General features: G+C 62.6%; 18 protein-coding genes. 9 read left to right on the plus strand and 9 right to left on the minus strand.

The genetic code is table 11. The features are described 5' to 3' along the window. Positions 1-15: 15 nt before the first annotated feature. Positions 16-942 carry an STM4015 family protein gene (locus ACQ4W0_RS18245; RefSeq protein ID WP_436578020.1) on the minus strand — a complete coding sequence of 309 codons (927 nt, stop codon included), beginning with the start codon at positions 940-942 and terminating at the stop codon, positions 16-18. A gap of 91 nt (positions 943-1033) precedes the next feature. Further along, positions 1034-1609, minus strand: a complete 576-nt coding sequence (locus ACQ4W0_RS18250; protein WP_034751403.1) for a helix-turn-helix domain-containing protein — start codon at positions 1607-1609, stop codon at positions 1034-1036. A 220-nt stretch (positions 1610-1829) separates the two neighbouring features. On the opposite strand from ACQ4W0_RS18250, the gene kbl reads away from it, so the two are divergent. From kbl to ACQ4W0_RS18265, 3 genes are read left to right on the plus strand one after another with little or no spacing between them, the layout of a single operon-like run. Continuing rightward, complete coding sequence (gene kbl / locus ACQ4W0_RS18255; protein WP_436578021.1) at positions 1830-3056, plus strand: glycine C-acetyltransferase; 1227 nt, start codon at positions 1830-1832, stop codon at positions 3054-3056. A gap of 20 nt (positions 3057-3076) precedes the next feature. Continuing rightward, positions 3077-4042: an NAD-dependent epimerase/dehydratase family protein gene (locus tag ACQ4W0_RS18260; protein ID WP_436578022.1), complete on the plus strand. Its 966-nt coding sequence runs from the start codon at positions 3077-3079 to the stop codon at positions 4040-4042. A 48-nt stretch (positions 4043-4090) separates the two neighbouring features. Then, entirely contained in the window at positions 4091-5491 is a 1401-nt protein-coding gene (locus ACQ4W0_RS18265) for an L-serine ammonia-lyase (RefSeq protein ID WP_436578023.1), read from the plus strand. Between the two features lie 60 nt (positions 5492-5551). Here ACQ4W0_RS18265 and ACQ4W0_RS18270 read toward each other — a convergent pair whose 3' ends face one another. After that, positions 5552-6292, minus strand: coding sequence for an AAA family ATPase (locus ACQ4W0_RS18270; protein WP_180977463.1), 741 nt, complete (start codon positions 6290-6292; stop codon positions 5552-5554). Between the two features lie 287 nt (positions 6293-6579). Here ACQ4W0_RS18270 and thrC point away from each other — a divergent pair, with 287 nt between their 5' ends. Genes thrC through moaD form a run of 3 tightly spaced genes read left to right on the plus strand, consistent with a single transcriptional unit; the run spans position 6580 to position 9570 of the window. Then, complete coding sequence (thrC, locus tag ACQ4W0_RS18275; RefSeq protein WP_436578024.1) at positions 6580-8076, plus strand: threonine synthase; 1497 nt, start codon at positions 6580-6582, stop codon at positions 8074-8076. Then, on the plus strand, positions 8076-9302 hold the full coding sequence (locus tag ACQ4W0_RS18280) for a molybdopterin molybdotransferase MoeA (RefSeq protein ID WP_436578025.1): 1227 nt from the start codon (positions 8076-8078) through the stop codon (positions 9300-9302). Before thrC ends, ACQ4W0_RS18280 begins: the two co-directional genes overlap by 1 nt. A gap of 10 nt (positions 9303-9312) precedes the next feature. Continuing rightward, positions 9313-9570: a molybdopterin converting factor subunit 1 gene (gene moaD / locus ACQ4W0_RS18285; RefSeq protein WP_436578026.1), complete on the plus strand. Its 258-nt coding sequence runs from the start codon at positions 9313-9315 to the stop codon at positions 9568-9570. Between the two features lie 47 nt (positions 9571-9617). On the opposite strand, the gene ACQ4W0_RS18290 is transcribed toward moaD, so the two are convergent. Then, positions 9618-9860 (minus strand): hypothetical protein, encoded by a 243-nt coding sequence (locus ACQ4W0_RS18290; protein ID WP_436578027.1) that lies wholly within the window; start codon positions 9858-9860, stop codon positions 9618-9620. A 165-nt stretch (positions 9861-10025) separates the two neighbouring features. Here ACQ4W0_RS18290 and ACQ4W0_RS18295 point away from each other — a divergent pair, with 165 nt between their 5' ends. The 3 genes from ACQ4W0_RS18295 (at position 10026) to ACQ4W0_RS18305 (ending at position 12290) form a co-directional block, all read left to right on the plus strand. Continuing rightward, positions 10026-11270, plus strand: coding sequence for a TIGR03862 family flavoprotein (locus tag ACQ4W0_RS18295; RefSeq protein ID WP_436578028.1), 1245 nt, complete (start codon positions 10026-10028; stop codon positions 11268-11270). Positions 11271-11421: 151 nt separating this feature from the next. Continuing rightward, a complete protein-coding gene (locus tag ACQ4W0_RS18300) occupies positions 11422-11760 on the plus strand; it encodes a PadR family transcriptional regulator (RefSeq protein WP_436578029.1) in 339 nt (112 codons plus the stop codon). Continuing rightward, positions 11757-12290, plus strand: coding sequence for a DUF2812 domain-containing protein (locus tag ACQ4W0_RS18305; protein ID WP_436578030.1), 534 nt, complete (start codon positions 11757-11759; stop codon positions 12288-12290). Before ACQ4W0_RS18300 ends, ACQ4W0_RS18305 begins: the two co-directional genes overlap by 4 nt. Before the next feature lie 25 nt (positions 12291-12315). On the opposite strand, the gene ACQ4W0_RS18310 is transcribed toward ACQ4W0_RS18305, so the two are convergent. From ACQ4W0_RS18310 to hpnD, 5 genes are all read right to left on the minus strand, one after another. Continuing rightward, entirely contained in the window at positions 12316-13122 is an 807-nt protein-coding gene (locus ACQ4W0_RS18310) for a head GIN domain-containing protein (RefSeq protein WP_436578031.1), read from the minus strand. Positions 13123-13132: 10 nt separating this feature from the next. Further along, positions 13133-13924 carry a DUF1700 domain-containing protein gene (locus ACQ4W0_RS18315; protein ID WP_436578032.1) on the minus strand — a complete coding sequence of 264 codons (792 nt, stop codon included), beginning with the start codon at positions 13922-13924 and terminating at the stop codon, positions 13133-13135. 28 nt (positions 13925-13952) lie between these two features. After that, positions 13953-14108, minus strand: coding sequence for a hypothetical protein (locus ACQ4W0_RS18320; RefSeq protein ID WP_436578033.1), 156 nt, complete (start codon positions 14106-14108; stop codon positions 13953-13955). Positions 14109-14238: 130 nt separating this feature from the next. Beyond that, on the minus strand, positions 14239-15618 hold the full coding sequence (gene hpnE, locus ACQ4W0_RS18325; protein WP_436578034.1) for a hydroxysqualene dehydroxylase HpnE: 1380 nt from the start codon (positions 15616-15618) through the stop codon (positions 14239-14241). Next, positions 15611-16444, minus strand: coding sequence for a presqualene diphosphate synthase HpnD (gene hpnD / locus ACQ4W0_RS18330; RefSeq protein WP_436578057.1), 834 nt, complete (start codon positions 16442-16444; stop codon positions 15611-15613). Before hpnD ends, hpnE begins: the two co-directional genes overlap by 8 nt. Positions 16445-16475 lie beyond the last annotated feature (31 nt).

Raw genomic sequence — 16475 nt, forward strand, 5'->3', positions numbered from 1 at the left:
CCTATTTGACCATGACTACTCGCCGACGGCCACGTAGCGGTAGCTTTCGCCGTCGTCTTCGTCCTCTTCCTGCGGATCGTCCAGCACCACCTCGAAGGGCAGCGCCTTCAGCCTGGCCTGGTTTTCCTCGGAAATGTAATGGTGCGACAGGTCCAGGCGCTTCAACTTGCCCAGCTGCGTGTGATTGAGTACGGCCACGGCGCCCAGGTCGCCGATGGTGCCCAGCGACAGGTCCAGCGTGTCGAGCTGCGCCACCAGCGGTTCTTCCGCCAGCCACACGGCCAGGTCGTCGGCGATTTGCGCGTCGCGCAAGCCCAGGTAGCGCAGGGTCGGCACGGTCAGCTGCGCCAGCACCTTGCGGTACAGGGCGACATCGCCGGAAAAGCCATACTCGTCCGTGCCCAGCCACAGTTCCAGGTGTTCCAGCTGCGGCATGCTCGATTGTGCCAGCGCTTCGGCGATCTTTTGATCGAGGCCGCCCGCTTCGATGGTGAAGCGACGCAGGTGCTGGTGCGCGAACGGCTCGATGACGAGTTCATTGCCGCCGCGAATGCGCAATTCCTGCAACTGCGGGAAGGCGTCCAACAGGGGCTTGTAGCTGCCTTGCACGATCCACGAGATTTCGCATTCCTCGTACGTCATGTCGCCGATGAACAGGGCGCGCAAGTTGGGCAGCTGCGGCGCGTGGCTGGCCAGCGCGGCGATCACCTCGTCGGCGCCCGCCTCGTAGGGGTCGCCCCACATGCCGATGATCAGCGCCTCAAGCGCATTCTTGTCAGTTTTTTCCAGGAAGCCGGCGATCAAGTCCGGCATCTTGCGCTTGTCGTCATACTCGAGCGAGAGGCGGTAGACGATATCCTGCCCGGATTGCAGCGCAATATCAGGATCGTACTGGACGACCTTTTTTTGGTGGAAGAGGGTGGTGCTTTCGGAAATCGTCATTGCTAAGGCTCCATGAAAGACAGTGAAAATCTTGTCTATTCTAAAATCTTAGCATGGGTGAAAGAGCTTATTGCACACCGCTGAAAAGCAACTATCTATGGATCACCACCAGTAAAGCTTTTCCTTCAGTTTTTCCCAGATTGCGGATGGTATGCGGCTGGTCCGCCGGATAGCGTGCCGTGCCGCCATTCTTGACTTTTTTCTTTGCCGTGCCCACTTCCAGCTCCAGGTTGCCGTGGATAACCGTCAAATGCTCGGTGGTGCCCGGGTCGTGCGGCTGCGACGCCAGTTCGCCGCCCGGCGCCAGGGTCACTTCATACCATTCATATTTGCCGGCCAGTTCCATCGGCCCCAGGATGCGCAGCACGTAACCCGCATGGTCGCCGGGCAGGGTGGGGGTTTCGTGGGCATCCGTGATGCGGATGGTTTCCACGGCCTTTTCTGCGCTGGAGAGCAATTCGCCGATCTGCACGCCCAGGGCGTTGGCCAGGCGCCAGGTGATGGCGATGGTGGGATTGGCTTTTTCGCGCTCGATTTGCGACAGCATGGACTTCGATACGCCCGCAATGCGCGACAAATCCTCCAGTGTCAGGCCGCGCGCCAGGCGCAGCCGTTGCAGGGTGGCACCCACTTCAGGGGGAGAATTGGTCGAAACGCTGGTTTTCATCGGCAGGTGGCTTGCAAAGTTCAATAGGCTTGGGTAATATCCACTATATTGAATTTCAGTTCGACATAGTGGATTTTGAAGAAAAACACGGAAACGTGTAGACTTCAAACAGCGCTTCACGGTACAGCATACTGCGCGCACCGGTCAAGCGGCCGCTCCCCCTATGGAGGCTGAGGTCACCCGGATACCATCCATACAACAGGGACACACAAGGATCATCATGAGCGAGCAAGCGAAGAACACCTTTTTCAGCGGTCTGCAACAGAATCTCGATCAACTGCGCCAGCAGGGCTTGTACAAGTCCGAGCGCGTGATCGCCTCGCGCCAGGGCGCCGAAGTGGTGTGCGACGATGGCCGTACCCTGATCAATATGTGTGCGAATAATTACCTGGGCCTGTCCGGCGACCTGCAGACGCAGGAAGCGTCCATTGCCGCCACGCAGAAATACGGCTACGGCCTGTCGTCCGTGCGCTTCATCTGCGGCACGCAAACCGTGCACAAGGAACTGGAACAGGCCATCTCCGCTTTTCTGGGCACTGCGGACACCATACTCTACGCGGCCGCATTCGACGCCAACGGCGGCGTGTTCGAGCCCCTGTTCGATGAAAATGACGCCATCATCTCGGACGCGCTGAACCACGCTTCCATCATCGACGGCATCCGCCTGTGCAAGGCTGGCCGCTACCGCTACGCGCACAACGACATGGCCGACCTGGAAGTGCAGCTGCAAGCGGCCGTCGCCGCAGGCAAGCGCCACAAGGTCATCGTCACGGACGGCGTGTTCTCGATGGACGGTACGATTGCGCAGCTCGACAAGATCTGCGACCTGGCCGACCAATACGGCGCGCTGGTGATGATCGACGAATGCCACGCTTCCGGCTTCATGGGCGCGACGGGCCGCGGCACGCACGAACACCACAATGTAATGGGCCGCATCGACATCATTACGGGCACCCTGGGCAAGGCCCTGGGCGGCGCCATGGGCGGCTTTACCTCGGCGCGCAAGGAAGTCATCGACACCCTGCGCCAGAAATCGCGCCCTTATCTGTTCTCGAACACCTTGGCGCCATCGATTGCCGGCGCTTCGCTGTCGGTGCTTGAGCGCCTGGCCAAGTCGACGGAACTGCGCGACCGCCTGCATGAAAACACGGCTTTCTTCCGCAGCGAAATCGAACGCATCGGTTTTACCATCAAGCCAGGCACCCATCCGGTCGTGCCGGTGATGCTGTTCGACGCCCCCGTGGCGCAACAATTCGCCGCCCGCCTGTATGAACTGGGCGTGCTGGTGACGGGCTTCTTCTACCCGGTCGTGCCGATGGGCCAGGCCCGTGTCCGCGTGCAGCTGTCGGCTGCGCATACGCGCGAACAGCTGGTGCAAGTGCTGGCTGCGTTCGAGCAGGCCGGCAAGGAACTCGGTCTGCTGACCACTACCACCACTACTAACTAATAAGAATTCAGGAAAATAGCATGGAACGCATCTTAGTCATTGGCGCAAACGGCCAAATCGGTAGTGAGTTGGTGGGCGCGCTGGCGCAGCAGCACGGCGCGGACAACGTCATCGCCAGCGACATCGGCACGAATAATCTGTACCAGGCCAAGCGCTATGCCCAGCTCAATGTGCTGGACAAGGACGGCCTGGCGACTATCATCGCCGACGAAGGCATCACTCAGGTGTACCAGCTGGCGGCCATGCTGTCGGCCACGGGCGAGGCGGCGCCATTGAAGGCGTGGAGCCTGAACATGGATGGCTTGCTGAATATCCTGGAACTGGCGCGCGAGCGGGGCGTAGCGGGCAAGCCTTTGCGTATCTTCTGGCCATCGTCGATCGCCGCCTTTGGCCCGAACACGCCGCAAGTGAACACGCCGCAAATGACGGTGATGGACCCGACGTCGATGTACGGCATCAGCAAGCTGGCCGGCGAGCGCCTGTGCGAGTACTACTTCAACAAGTATGGCGTGGACGTGCGCAGCATCCGTTACCCGGGCATCATCAGCTATAAATCGCCTCCGGGCGGCGGCACCACCGATTACGCCATCGCCATCTTCCACGCGGCCTTGCGCGGCGAACGCTATGACTGCTTCCTCGATGCGAACACCACCTTGCCGATGATTTACATGCCCGATGCGATCCGCGCCACCATCGAACTGATGGACGCGCCGGCGGCATCGATCAAGATCCGTTCGTCCTACAATGTGGCCGGCGTGTCGTTCAACCCGGAGCAGCTGGCCAAAGCCATCGTGCACATGGTGCCGGACTTCAAGATCAGCTACAAGCCGGACAGCCGCCAGGCCATCGCCGACAGCTGGCCGCAAAGCCTGGACGACAGCAAGGCCAGCGCGGACTGGGGCTGGAAGGCGCAGATCGGCGTCGAGCAGATGGTCACGGACATGCTGGCCAACGTCGACGCGGGGCCGGCGGCCAAGGCAGCCTGAGTCCCACACCAGCATTCATAAAAACATACTAATATAAAGAGACACTACATGGATATGAGCGTATTTGACCTGTTCAAGATCGGCATCGGGCCGTCGAGTTCCCATACGGTGGGGCCGATGGCGGCGGCGCGGCGTTTTCTGGTCGAATACGGTCCGTTGGACCAGGTAGTGGGCGTCGAGGCGGCCCTGTATGGCTCGCTGGCGCTGACGGGCGTGGGCCATGCCACGGACAAGGCCGTCATTCTGGGCTTGATGGGTGAAACGCCGCAGGACGTGGCGCCCGATGCCGTCGACAGCAAGCTGGCCGCCATCGAGGCAGCCGGCGAAATCGCGCTGCTGGGCACGCACGTGGTGCCGTTTACGGCTGCCACGGGTTTGATCTGGCACAAGAGCGAATCGCTGCCCGAGCATCCGAACGGCATGCGCTTTACCCTGAAACTGGCGGACGGCAGCCGCATCGACAAGGTGTATTACTCGATCGGCGGCGGGTTTATCCGCGAGGCAGGCGAAGCCCAGGCGGAAGCCGCCGTGGAGTCGGCAGCCAGCGCCAGAGTCGTCTTCCCCTTCGACACCATGGAGCAGTTGCTGGCGCATGGCGTGGAAAGCGGTTTGTCGATCCCGGAAATGCTGCGCGCCAACGAGTGCGTCAAGCGCAGCGAGACCGAACTCAATGAAGGACTGGACCGCATCTGGCACGTCATGCGCGACTGCATCGCGCACGGCCTGGAGACGACGGGCAACCTGCCGGGCGGCTTGAACGTGAAGCGCCGCGCCGCCAAATTATGGCGTCTGGCGCAGGAGGCGAAGGCGTCCGATAACCGCGCCAACGACTTGCCGCACGACGCCGTGCACCTGGTCAGCCTGTATGCGATGGCCGTCAACGAGGAAAACGCGGCCGGCGGGCGCGTCGTCACGGCGCCGACCAACGGCGCCGCCGGCATCATCCCGGCCGTGCTGCGCTACTATGCGCAGGATTGCCGCCCCAGCGACCCGGTTGGCGGCGTGCGCCGTTTCATGCTGACGGCGGCCGCCATCGGCATGTTGTGCAAACGCAATGCCTCGATCTCGGGCGCCGAAGTGGGTTGCCAGGGCGAAGTGGGCGTGGCTTGCGCCATGGCGGCGGCCGGCCTGGTGGCTGCCCTGGGCGGCACGAATGAACAGATCGAAAACGCGGCCGAAATCGGCATCGAACACCACCTGGGCATGACGTGCGACCCCATCGGCGGCCTGGTGCAGATTCCCTGCATCGAGCGCAATGGCATGGGCGCCGTAAAAGCCATCACGGCCGCCTCGCTGGCGCTGAAGGGCGACGGCACGCACTTCGTCAGCCTCGACGAAGTCATCGAAACCATGCGCCAGACGGGCGCGGACATGCAGGACAAGTACAAGGAAACGTCTTTGGGCGGGCTTGCCGTGCATGTCATCACGGTCAATCATGCAGCCTGCTAAGTGCCGGGGTCAGACCCGCCGGGTCTGACCCCAGATTTCCGCTGCGTCTTAATTGCACCCTCACTCTTCCTCAAACAACTGCTCCAGCCTCCTGGGGTAGTTATTCAGGAAATCGCGCGTCACGGCGTAGTGTTCCGTATCTTCATACGCCACTTCGTGGATGCCGCCGCCCGTAAACATCAGGATTTTCGCGTTCGGGTAGGCCAGCAGGATGGGCGAGTGGGTGGCGATGATCAGCTGCGAATCGTCCTGCACCAGCTGGTGGATCACCGACAGGGCCGCCAGTTGGCGGCTGGGCGACAGCGCCGCCTCCGGTTCGTCCAGCAGATACAAGCCTTTGCCCCGCAGCTTGTTGATCAGGGTCGCCATGAACGCTTCGCCATGCGATTGCGCGTGCAGTGACTTGCCGCCGTAGCTGCCCAGGTATTCGGGCATGTCGTCCATGTAGGTGGCGACATTGAAAAAGCTCTCGGCGCGTAAAAAATAACTGTCATCGGGCTTCTTGTAGCTCTTGCTCAGACGCAAGTGTGCGTGCAAGCCCGATTCCTCGTCCGACGGCAGGGCGATGCGCACATTGCGCGTGCCGCCATCCTTGCCGAAACCCAGTCCCACGGCCAGGGCTTCGAGCATGGTCGACTTGCCGCTGCCATTCTCGCCCACGAAAAACGTCACGTCGCGGTGAAAGTCCATGTGCACGAAGTCGCGGATGGCGGGGATGGTGAACGGATAGTGGTCCAGATCGACGACGGCGTCAGCGCGCAGCGTGGCGCTTTGCAAATACGGTTTTTTACTCAGCGACATGGCCGGTTCCATGAATGGCCGCAATTCGGCCGACAAGTACCAGTGTGGCGCAAATCAGGCGCGCACGCCAGTATGCGGACGCATCTTTACGAGGGGCGTTGATCTCACCATAAAAAAATGCCAAAGTGCAATGGTTTCAGCTCTGCCGGGCGCTGCTGTTTGACAACAGGCGCGGAGGCCGGGCCGGCTGCGTACGCATGTGATTCGCCTTGGGGAGCGGCTGGCACTATAATATCCGCTGCCATTCATGATCAACCGCTCTCAGCTCAACTGGACTCTTCAAATCTATGCATTACGTGTCTACCCGCGCTGATACAGCGCCATTGCAGTCGCAACAGTCATCTTTGCAGCAATTCTCCGACATCCTCCTGGGCGGCCTGGCCCCCGATGGCGGACTGTATCTCCCAGAACATTATCCGCAAGTCACTGGTGCCGAGCTCAATGCCTGGCGTACATTGTCGTATGCCGACCTGGCATTCGAAATCCTGAAGAAGTTCGCCACCGATATCCCGGCCGCGGACCTGAAGGCACTGACGGCGAAAACCTATACCAAGGCTGTCTACAAGAATGCCCGCGCCGGCGAAAACGCGGCCGACATCACGCCGCTGCGCGTGCTCGAAGAAAACGTCGTCAAAGGCGGCCAGACCACCCTGATGCTGCAGGCGCTGTCGAACGGCCCGACCCTGGCCTTCAAGGACATGGCCATGCAGCTGCTGGGCAACCTGTTTGAATACACGCTGGCCAAGACGGGTGCCGAACTCAATATTTTTGGGGCCACGTCGGGCGACACGGGCAGCGCGGCCGAATACGCGATGCGCGGCAAGAAGGGCATCCGCGTCTTCATGCTCTCGCCGCACAAGAAAATGAGCGCCTTCCAGACGGCGCAGATGTTCAGCCTGCAAGACCCGAACATTGTTAACATCGCCGTCGAAGGCGTGTTTGACGACTGCCAGGACATGGTGAAGGCCGTCTCGAACGATTTGCCGTTCAAGGCAAAGCAAAAGATCGGCACCGTCAATTCCATCAACTGGGCGCGTGTCGTGGCGCAAGTCGTGTACTACTTCCGCGGCTATCTGGCGGCCACCACCAGCAACGAGCAAAAAGTGTCGTTCACGGTGCCGTCGGGCAACTTTGGTAATATCTGCGCCGGCCATATCGCCCGCATGATGGGTTTGCCCATCTCGAAACTGGTGGCGGCGACGAATGAAAACGACGTGCTCGACGAATTCTTCCGCACGGGCGTGTACCGGGTGCGCAGGTCGGCCGAAACCTACCACACCAGCAGCCCGTCGATGGATATCTCGAAAGCGTCGAATTTCGAGCGCTTCGTCTACGATCTGGTGGGCCGCGACAGCGACCGTGTGCGCGCGCTGTTTACCAAAGTGGAAACGCACGGCGGCTTCGATTTGTCCGGCAAGCCAGGCAGCGATGGCGACGAGTTCAAACTGGTAGCCAAGTATGGCTTCAAGTCGGGCAAGTCCACGCACCAGGACCGCCTCGACACCATCCGCGACGTGGCCGATGACTACGGCATCACCATCGACACGCACACGGCCGACGGCATCAAGGTGGCGCGCGAACACCTGGAGCCGAATGTGCCGATGATCGTGCTGGAAACGGCGCTGGCGGCCAAGTTCAACGAAACCATCCTGGAAGCGCTGGGCGTGGACGCGGAACGGCCAAAGGGCTTCGAGAACATCGAAGACTTGCCGCAAAAGTTCGTCGTGATGGATGCCGACGTGGAAAAGATGAAGGCGTACATCGCCGCAAATACGGGCTTGTGATGAGCGATCCGACCGCACAACGCAAACCGATGCTGTCGGTGGCCGAGGCGCAAGCCTTCATGCTGGGCGCGGCGCGCCCGGTGACCGAGGTCGAGCTGGTCGACACCATGCGCGCCAACGGCCGCGTGCTGGCCACGGCGCAAACGTCGACCCTGAACGTGCCCGAGCGCGACAACACGCAGATGGATGGCTATTGCGTGCGCGCGAGCGATTGCGCCAGCGGCGCGGCCAGCTTGCCCGTGTCGCAGCGCATCGCGGCCGGCCACGTGGGCCAGCCCCTGCAGCCGGGGACGGCGGCGCGCATTTTTACGGGCGCTCTGTTGCCGGACGGCGCCGATTGCGTGGTGATGCAGGAGCAGTGCACCGTGGCGGACGGCGTGGTGACGGTCAATCACGTGCCGCATGCGGGCGAATGGGTGCGCCGCCAGGGCGAGGATATCCGCGCCGGTGGCGAGATCCTCGGTGCGGGCCGGCGCCTGCGCAGCCAGGAAATGGGGCTGGCCGCCTCGGTGGGCCTGGCGCAAGTACCCGTGCTGCGCAAGCTGCGCGTCGCCGTGTTTTTCACGGGTGACGAGCTGGCCATGCCCGGTGAACCCTTGGCGCCGGGCGCCGTCTACAACTCGAACCGTTTTACCCTGCGCGGCCTGCTGGAAAACCTCGGCTGCGACATCACGGACCTGGGCATCGTGCCCGACAGCCTGGAGGCCACGCGCGCCGTGCTGCGCCAGGCGGCCCAGGGCAATGATTTGATCATCACCTCGGGCGGCGTGTCCGTGGGCGAGGAAGACCATGTCAAGCCGGCCGTGGAAGCGGAAGGGCGGCTGAACATGTGGCAGATCGCCGTCAAACCGGGAAAACCGCTGGCGTTTGGCGAAGTGCAGGATGCGTTCTTTGTCGGCTTGCCCGGCAATCCCGTGTCCAGCTTTGTCACGTTCTTGCTGTTCGTGCGCCCGTTCATCCTGCGCCTGCAAGGCGTGGCGGGAAATCTGGCGCCACGCAGCTACAAACTGCCGGCCGCGTTTGAGCGCCTGAAGGCGGACAAGCGCAACGAGTTTTTGCGCGCCAAGGTTAATGACGAGGGTGAACTGGCACTGTTCGCCAACCAGAGTTCGGGCGTGCTGACATCCACCGTGTGGGGCGACGGCTTGATCGATTGCCCGCCGGGGCTGTCGATTGCGCGCGGCGACATGCTGCGCTTTATCCCGTTTAACGAATTGCTGTACTAAGGAAGTGTCGATGAAGATCAATCTGCGTTTTTTTGCCAGCGTACGCGAGCTGGTGGGCACGGCCCAGGAAGTGCTGGAGGTGAGCGAGTCGTTGCGGACGGTCGGTGACGTGCGCTCTTTGCTGATCGCCCGTGGCGGCAACTGGGAATATGCGCTGGCGCAGGGCCGTGCGCTGCGCATGGCGCATAATCAGGTGATGTGCGATGCCGGCACCGTGATTGCGGACGGCGATGAAGTGGCATTCTTCCCGCCCGTGACGGGCGGCTGATCGGGCTTGCCAAATGAGACGGCCACTTCATCGAAGTGGCCGTTTTTTCATGAGGACTTGCTTTTCGGCTTGCTGGCCGTGGTATCGCTGCAGGTGGCGCAGGCGATGGCTTTCTTGTGGCGCCAGTATTTCGAGCCGATGAAGATGGCCGACGCCACCAGCGACCAGGCCAGGGCACTGACGATATCGGCCTGGCTGGTCGTGCCCTTGCTGTACTCGACCACTGAAAGGATGATGAATAAAATCGAACTGGCCAGCAAATAGCGGGAAATCCAGAATCCTGCACCCATGTGTTTCTCCTCTCGTGTCACGTCGTCAAGTGATATGAAACTGCTCATCGTTGCAGCATGCCTGGCGCAGTATGCCTCATTTTTGGGCGGGATCGCCATCGGCGGGCCATATCCGGGCCAATCTCGACTAAAATGCCGGGGTTTTCACCGTCTTCCCAGCTTGCCATGACCAATTCCAGCTCCCCTCCGTTTCACATCGCCGTCATCGGAGGCGGTCCCGCCGGCCTGATGGCCGCCCAGGCGGCCGCCGACCACGGGGCACAGGTGGAATTGTTCGACGCCATGCCTTCCGTTGGCCGCAAATTCCTGCTGGCCGGACGCGGCGGCATGAACATCACGCACGCGGAAGGCTACCAGGCCTTTGTCTCGCGCTACGCCAGGCAGGCCAACCGCCTGAAACCCACGCTGGACCAGTTTGGCCCGCAGAAGGTGCGCGACTGGGTGCATGGCCTGGGCGTGGACACCTTCGTCGGTTCCTCGAACCGCGTTTTTCCGACCGACATGAAGGCCGCGCCTTTGCTGCGCGCCTGGCTGCACCGCTTGCGCGAAGCGGGCGTGCAATTTCACATGCGCCACCGCTGGACGGGCTGGCACGACGGCCAGCTGGCGTTTGCCACGCCGGACGGTGAACGCCTGCGCTCCTTCGACGCCGTGATCCTGGCGTTGGGTGGCGGCAGCTGGGCGCGCCTCGGGTCGGACGGCGCCTGGGTGCCGCTGCTGCAAGGGCAGGGCGTGGCGGTGGCGGCGCTGGCGCCGGCCAATTGTGGCTTCGATGTGGACTGGGGCGCGCATTTCAGCAGCCGTTACGCGGGCGAGCATCTGGCCACGGTGGCCATCACGGCGCATGACATTGATGGTTTGACGGTCAAGCGCCAGGGCCAGTGCGTCATCACGGCGGGCGGCGTCGAAGGCGGCCTGATTTATGCGCTGTCGGCCGCACTGCGCGAGCAGATCGCCGTTGAGGGCCACACCACCATCTGGCTGGACCTGGCGCCCGACCACAGCCATGAACGGGTCTTCGAGGAAGTCACGCGCCCGCGCGGCGCCCGCTCCATGTCCAGCCATTTGCAAAGCCGGCTGGGCATCAAAGGCGTGAAATCGGGCTTGCTGCGCGAATGCCTGGGCGCGGCCGACTTTGCCGATGAAGCCACACTGGCGCGCGCCATCAAGCTGCTGCCCGTCATGCTCGTGCGTCCGCGTCCCATCGATGAAGCCATCAGCAGCGCCGGCGGCGTGGCCTTCGACGGTATCGACGGCTGCATGCTGCGCGCCATGCCGGGCGTGTTCGTTGCCGGCGAAATGCTGGACTGGGAAGCGCCCACGGGCGGCTACCTGCTGACGGCCTGCCTGGCGCAAGGCAAGGCGGCCGGCGAGCAGGCCATCCATTGGCTCGAGGCGCGCTGCGTCTGATTCCTCGCCATGCGCCCGCGCGCTGCTGCGGCGTAAGCTCTTCCGCTGTTTTCTCCCTCGATAATCTTGTTGACAATAAATAATGACAGGCGTTAATATCGATGATCGATATATCGATTCACGATATAGCGAGTATCGATATGGAGGTAGCATGGAAGATATCAATTTCTCGCACTACCTGCCGCTGTCCGAGGCCACATTTTATGTGCTCGCCTGCCTGCATGAACCCATGCATGGCTATGCCGTCATGCAAAAGGTGGACATGCTCAGCCAAGGCAGCGTCAGCATCGGCCCGGGCACCTTGTACGGCGCCTTTGCCACGCTGGAAAGGCAGGGCTTGGTCGTCAAGCTCAGGGAAGAGGAGCGGCGCAAGGTGTATGGCATGACCGACAGGGGGCGACGGGTCCTTGCCGAGCAGGTTCGGCGCCTGGACATCATGGCAGCCACAGGGAAAAAAACATTGTCACTTTTGCAGGGGGGCACGGCATGAGCAAGCAACTGGTCAAGAAATTCAAATGGTGGTGGGTGTGGCAAGACGGGATGCATGAGCGCTGGCTGCAAGAGCAGGCGCGGCAGGGACTGCACTTGCATGCCAGCGATGCCCTCGGCATTCGCATGACGTTCGAGCGCGGCGCACCGGCGGACATGGCATATCGCTGGGATTTTTCGGGCGTAAAGGCGGATCCTGTCTATACGCAATTATTTGTCGATGGAGGCTGGGAACGCGTGGTGGATGTGGGGGGATGGCGTTGCTGGCGCAAACCTGTGGTGGATGGAAAAATTCCCGAAATTTTCACGGATGTACCATCGAAGGTGCGGAAATACCAGCGCAGCCTGGTCCTCTTGCTGGTAAGCGGATTGCCATTCTTTCTGGTGGTCGTTGCGCCAGCATCACGCCATGTCTTGTTGGCGGAGCCCCGGGCGAGCGTTGTCACTGGCGCCGGCCTGTTAATGCTGGTCTACGCCATTGGCAAACTCGTGCAGCGTGTGCGTCAGTTGCGGCAGGGCGAGGCGCAGTAGGGGGCAGGCTCGGGGGGCAGCCCGCTCAATGCCAGATGATGTCGCCGGAACCACTCTTTTGCGCATCGCGCTGGCGCGGGTTGCCGTGGACGTGGATGTCGCCGCTGCCGCGCAAGGTGAGGTTGGCGGCATCGCGCACGAAGACGGTGCTCTGGCCCGAGCCTTGCAGGCTGACGCTGGCCTTGTCGGCCGCCAGGTGTTCGGCATCGATATCGCCTGAGCCGCTCAGGTCGGCACGCAGGAACTTCGTGTTGCCGCTGGCGGCGATGCGCCCCGAACCCACCATTTCCAGCACCACGCTGTCGCTGTTGCCGCCGTTGATGTCGAGATCGCCACTGCCGTTGACGGTGGCCGACACCTGCTTGTAGCGTCCCGTGAAGCTGACGTCGCCCGAACCGGTCAATTCCAGGATGAAACTGTCGCCGGAAAATCCCGTGATCTTGCTGTCGCCATTGCCATGCACTTCCATGCGCACGAGCGATGGCAGCACCAGTTCCACCTGCAGCGGCTGGCGATGGTGGAACAGCATGCCTTTCGGGCCGATATGCAGGGTCGTGCCATCGGCGGTGGTCGCGACGTTCGACAGCAAACGCTGCTCGCCGCTCACCTTCATCGATGGCGTGGCGCCGCGGCGCAGCACCAGGTCGATGGGGCCGGCCAGGTCGATGCTGTTGATATCGGCGGAAATCGGGCGCGTTTCGCTGCGCACGGCGCGGCCCGCAGCGCTGCTGGGATTGCTGATTCCCTTGGCGCGCAGCGCGGCATACGACATGGCGATCAGGACCAGTGCCAGCAGGAGCATGGACAGGCCAACTTTGAGCAAGCGTTTCATGGCAGTCTTTCTAGTGACCTTTGAGCAGGGAGACATTCATGGCGATGTAGCGCTTGATGCCGATCAGTGTATAGCGCGTGACCACCAGACTGAGCAGGAAGATGGCGATGCCGCCGAGCAGCATGCCCACGCCGAAGACGGTTTGCGTGGTGCGCGCATCGCGGTCCATGTCGGTGGAGATGCGGATGCCGCCACCAGCCAGCGCTTCGGCCCGCTCCATCATGCGCGACGAAGCGCCCGGGGCTCCGGGGTCGGCCGGTTCACGCTGCGAGGGGCCGGGCAGGTGGTCGACTTCGATGCCCGTGTCGCCGATGGTAATGCGCGTCTCGCGCCGCTCGCCGTCTTCGCCGCCGTCATCGTCATGGATGAAGACATGGCGCAGCGGGCCATCGAGCACCAGTTCGTTGGCACCGGACAAGCCGCTGGCCGTGATGGCGATGCCGGCCAGGTAAAAGCTCAGGCCGACGGCGTACAGGGTGGCCAGCAGGGCCGCGTAGACGGCGGCAGGCACGACCATGAACAGGTTGAAGATGGCCAGGCCCAGCAGCGAGATGAGCAGGCGCAGCAGGTTGACGGGGGTTTTCTTGTGTTCGAAAGCCTGGCGGTGGGTGCTGCTGCGCAAGGTCAGGGCGATTTTTTTCGGCTCGCCCAGGTCGTCGGCGATCTCGTGCTCGCTGCGGCCCGCCGCCGCGCCTTCGATGAAGGTTTGTTCGTAATAGTCGAGGGTCTTGGCCACCAGGTCTGGTGGCAAGCCTGCCAGCGCACGCCGCAGCGCGTCGAGATAATCTTGTTTGTTCATCATATTCTTCCTGTCCGTCCGCTTCGCCGTTTCAGCCCACTGCCGGCAGCAGCATGCTTGCCTGGCTCAGCAGCAATGGCGCATGTGGCGCTTGCTGTACGTGGATGACGATCAGGGTGGCCAGCGCCACACAAGCCAGCAGCGCCACGGCTTTCAAGCTGTTTTTCAAGTGCAAGGTGGTGTGCATGGTATTCCCCGTGGCATGGCCGTTGTCGATGATCAGACTGTACCCAAGCGCACGCAGGCGCACCAGTGCGGTGCGACAGAATGCAATTTCGCGGGGGCGAGCGACACCAGGGCAGGATGCACCGTCAAGTCTACTTTGCCATCTTGCCCGCAGTGACGGCCCTGGCCGCCGCCACGCCACTGCGCACGGCCGCCTCGATGGTGGCCGGATAGTCCTGCGTCCGGTCCGCATTGGCCGTGTAGTCGCCGGCCAGCAGCAGGCCCGGCGCGCCGCTGGCGTTGCCGGGGCGCGCCAGGTCCGGCGTGCAGGCAAAGGTGGCGCGCTTTTCCGTGATCAGCTGGGTCCAGACGGGCTGCGCCAGGTCCGGACGCTGCAGCACCTGCGCCAGCTGGGCGGCGATGGCTTGCGCCAGCGGCCCATGGCCTTGCTCGGCGGCAGGTCCGGACGCGCTGATGACGACGGCCAGCAAGCCCGCCTGGCTGGCGTCGAGCTGGCCCCGGTCGAAGACGAACTGGCCCCAGTGCTGCTGCTGTGGTGCATCGACGAGGGCGTAGAACGGCAAGTCCAGGCGCACGGTGGCGTCGTATTGCAGGTAGCAGGTGCTGATGGCTTCCGGCGTGAAAGCTTGCATTCGCTCAATCGCATCGCCGAGGCGTGCGTCGTGCAAACTTTGCAGCAGGCTGGCGGCCTGCACGGACGAGGTGGCGACGATCACGCCGTCATAGTGCTCGCCGTCATCGACGCCGTCATCAAGCTGCCAGCGGCCATCGGGCAAGGCGTGCAAGGAGGCGACCTTGGCGCCCGTGCGCACTGCGCCGCCATGCTGGGCCAGGTAGCGGGCGGCCGCTTCGGGGAACAGGGCGCTCAGGTTCGCTTTCGGGATCAGCATGTCGGAGGCGCGCCGGCGGCTCGCCCCCAGGCTGTCGCGCAGCACGTTGAGGAAGACGCGGGCCGAGGCTCGTTCGGGCGGGGTATTCAGCGCGGCCAGGCACAGCGGGTGCCACATCAGCCGGTTCAAGCGGTCCGTCTGGTCGAAGCGCAGCAGCAATTCGCTGACCGTGCAATCGTTGTACAGTTGCCAGTCCATCGTCCGCATGGCGGTGGAAAAGCGCATCAGGGCCAGCTTGTCGGCGCCCTGTAAACCTGTGGCGCGCAGCAGGGCCCATGCCAGGTGCAGCGGTGCGGGCAGGCGCGGCGCGATGAAATCCATGCCGCCAGAACCCGCCGGATAGCGCATCTGCAGGGGCAGGGTGAGGATCAGCTCGCTGGCGTCTTGTCCTGCCAGTTTGATCAGGCGCAGGGTTTCCGTGTAGGCGCCCAGCAAGATGTGCTGGCCGTTGTCGAGCACGGTGCTTTCGCGTTCGACGCGGCGCGCCCGTCCGCCCAAGGTGCGCGCCGCTTCGAAGACGGTGACGGCATGGCCGGCGCGTGCCAGTTCCATGGCCGCCGCGCAACCGGCCCAGCCGGCGCCGATGACGGCGTAGCGTTGCTTCACGCTACTCTCAGCCACGAACCCAGGTCTTCCAGGCCAGCCACAGTTTGCGGATCGGCGTCAGCGAGATGCGCTGTTTCAGCACGTGATAGCCGTCGCGCTCGACTTCATTGAGCACCGTGCGGTAGATGGCCGCCATGATCAGGCCCGGGCGCTGGGCACGGCGGTCTTCGGCCGGCAGCAGGGCGAACGCTTCGTCATACGCCTTTTGCGCGCGCGCCACCTGGAAGCGCATGAGGTTTTCAAAATTTTCGCTGTGGCGCGCGTTCAGCAGGTCGGCCGCCGTTACATTGAATTGCTGCAACTCGCTGATCGGCAGGTAGATGCGCCCCTTGCGCGCATCTTCGCCCACGTCGCGGATGATGTTGGTCAGCTGGAAGGCGTGGCCCAGTTTTTCCGCGTACAGCAGGGTTTCCGGGCGCGTCGCGCCGAAAATGCTGGCCGACAAGATACCCACCACGCTGGCCACATGCCAGCAATAGCGGCTCATGGCCTGGTAATCGAGGTAGCGGGTCTGGTTCAAGTCCATTTCCATGCCGTCGATGATGGCCTGCAAATGCTTTTCTTCCAGTTTGTACACGTCCAGGTGCGGCTGCAGCGCGCGCATCACGGGATGCGTGGGGTTGCCCTCGTACATGGCCTTGACTTCCTTGCGCCACCAGACCAGCTTGGTGCGTGCCACGGCTTCGTCCGTGCATTCATCGACCGTGTCATCGACTTCGCGGCAGAAGGCGTACAGGGCCGTGATCGCCTTGCGGCGTTCGGCAGGCAGGAACAGGAAGCTGTAATAGAAGCTGGAACCGCTCTGGGCGGCCTTTTGTTGGCAGTATTCGTCGGGAGACATAGTCAAAAGAGCAAGGGTTGCAGATCGAAGC

This window comes from Janthinobacterium breve (genome assembly GCF_051380895.1).
Lineage (GTDB): Bacteria > Pseudomonadota > Gammaproteobacteria > Burkholderiales > Burkholderiaceae_D > Janthinobacterium.

Excerpts from the sequence above, each read along its gene's own strand:
- thrC (WP_436578024.1), top strand. The coding sequence starts at position 6,580 with ATGCATTACGTGTCTACCCGCGCTGATACAGCGCCATTGCAGTCGCAA.
- hpnD (WP_436578057.1), bottom strand. The coding sequence starts at position 16,444 with ATGTCTCCCGACGAATACTGCCAACAAAAGGCCGCCCAGAGCGGTTCC.
- ACQ4W0_RS18290 (WP_436578027.1), bottom strand. The coding sequence starts at position 9,860 with ATGGGTGCAGGATTCTGGATTTCCCGCTATTTGCTGGCCAGTTCGATT.
- ACQ4W0_RS18250 (WP_034751403.1), bottom strand. The coding sequence starts at position 1,609 with ATGAAAACCAGCGTTTCGACCAATTCTCCCCCTGAAGTGGGTGCCACC.
- ACQ4W0_RS18310 (WP_436578031.1), bottom strand. The coding sequence starts at position 13,122 with ATGAAACGCTTGCTCAAAGTTGGCCTGTCCATGCTCCTGCTGGCACTG.
- ACQ4W0_RS18270 (WP_180977463.1), bottom strand. The coding sequence starts at position 6,292 with ATGTCGCTGAGTAAAAAACCGTATTTGCAAAGCGCCACGCTGCGCGCT.
- ACQ4W0_RS18305 (WP_436578030.1), top strand. The coding sequence starts at position 11,757 with ATGAGCAAGCAACTGGTCAAGAAATTCAAATGGTGGTGGGTGTGGCAA.
- kbl (WP_436578021.1), top strand. The coding sequence starts at position 1,830 with ATGAGCGAGCAAGCGAAGAACACCTTTTTCAGCGGTCTGCAACAGAAT.
- ACQ4W0_RS18300 (WP_436578029.1), top strand. The coding sequence starts at position 11,422 with ATGGAAGATATCAATTTCTCGCACTACCTGCCGCTGTCCGAGGCCACA.
- ACQ4W0_RS18280 (WP_436578025.1), top strand. The coding sequence starts at position 8,076 with ATGAGCGATCCGACCGCACAACGCAAACCGATGCTGTCGGTGGCCGAG.
- moaD (WP_436578026.1), top strand. The coding sequence starts at position 9,313 with ATGAAGATCAATCTGCGTTTTTTTGCCAGCGTACGCGAGCTGGTGGGC.
- ACQ4W0_RS18315 (WP_436578032.1), bottom strand. The coding sequence starts at position 13,924 with ATGATGAACAAACAAGATTATCTCGACGCGCTGCGGCGTGCGCTGGCA.
- ACQ4W0_RS18295 (WP_436578028.1), top strand. The coding sequence starts at position 10,026 with ATGACCAATTCCAGCTCCCCTCCGTTTCACATCGCCGTCATCGGAGGC.
- ACQ4W0_RS18245 (WP_436578020.1), bottom strand. The coding sequence starts at position 942 with ATGACGATTTCCGAAAGCACCACCCTCTTCCACCAAAAAAAGGTCGTC.
- ACQ4W0_RS18260 (WP_436578022.1), top strand. The coding sequence starts at position 3,077 with ATGGAACGCATCTTAGTCATTGGCGCAAACGGCCAAATCGGTAGTGAG.
- ACQ4W0_RS18320 (WP_436578033.1), bottom strand. The coding sequence starts at position 14,108 with ATGCACACCACCTTGCACTTGAAAAACAGCTTGAAAGCCGTGGCGCTG.
- ACQ4W0_RS18265 (WP_436578023.1), top strand. The coding sequence starts at position 4,091 with ATGGATATGAGCGTATTTGACCTGTTCAAGATCGGCATCGGGCCGTCG.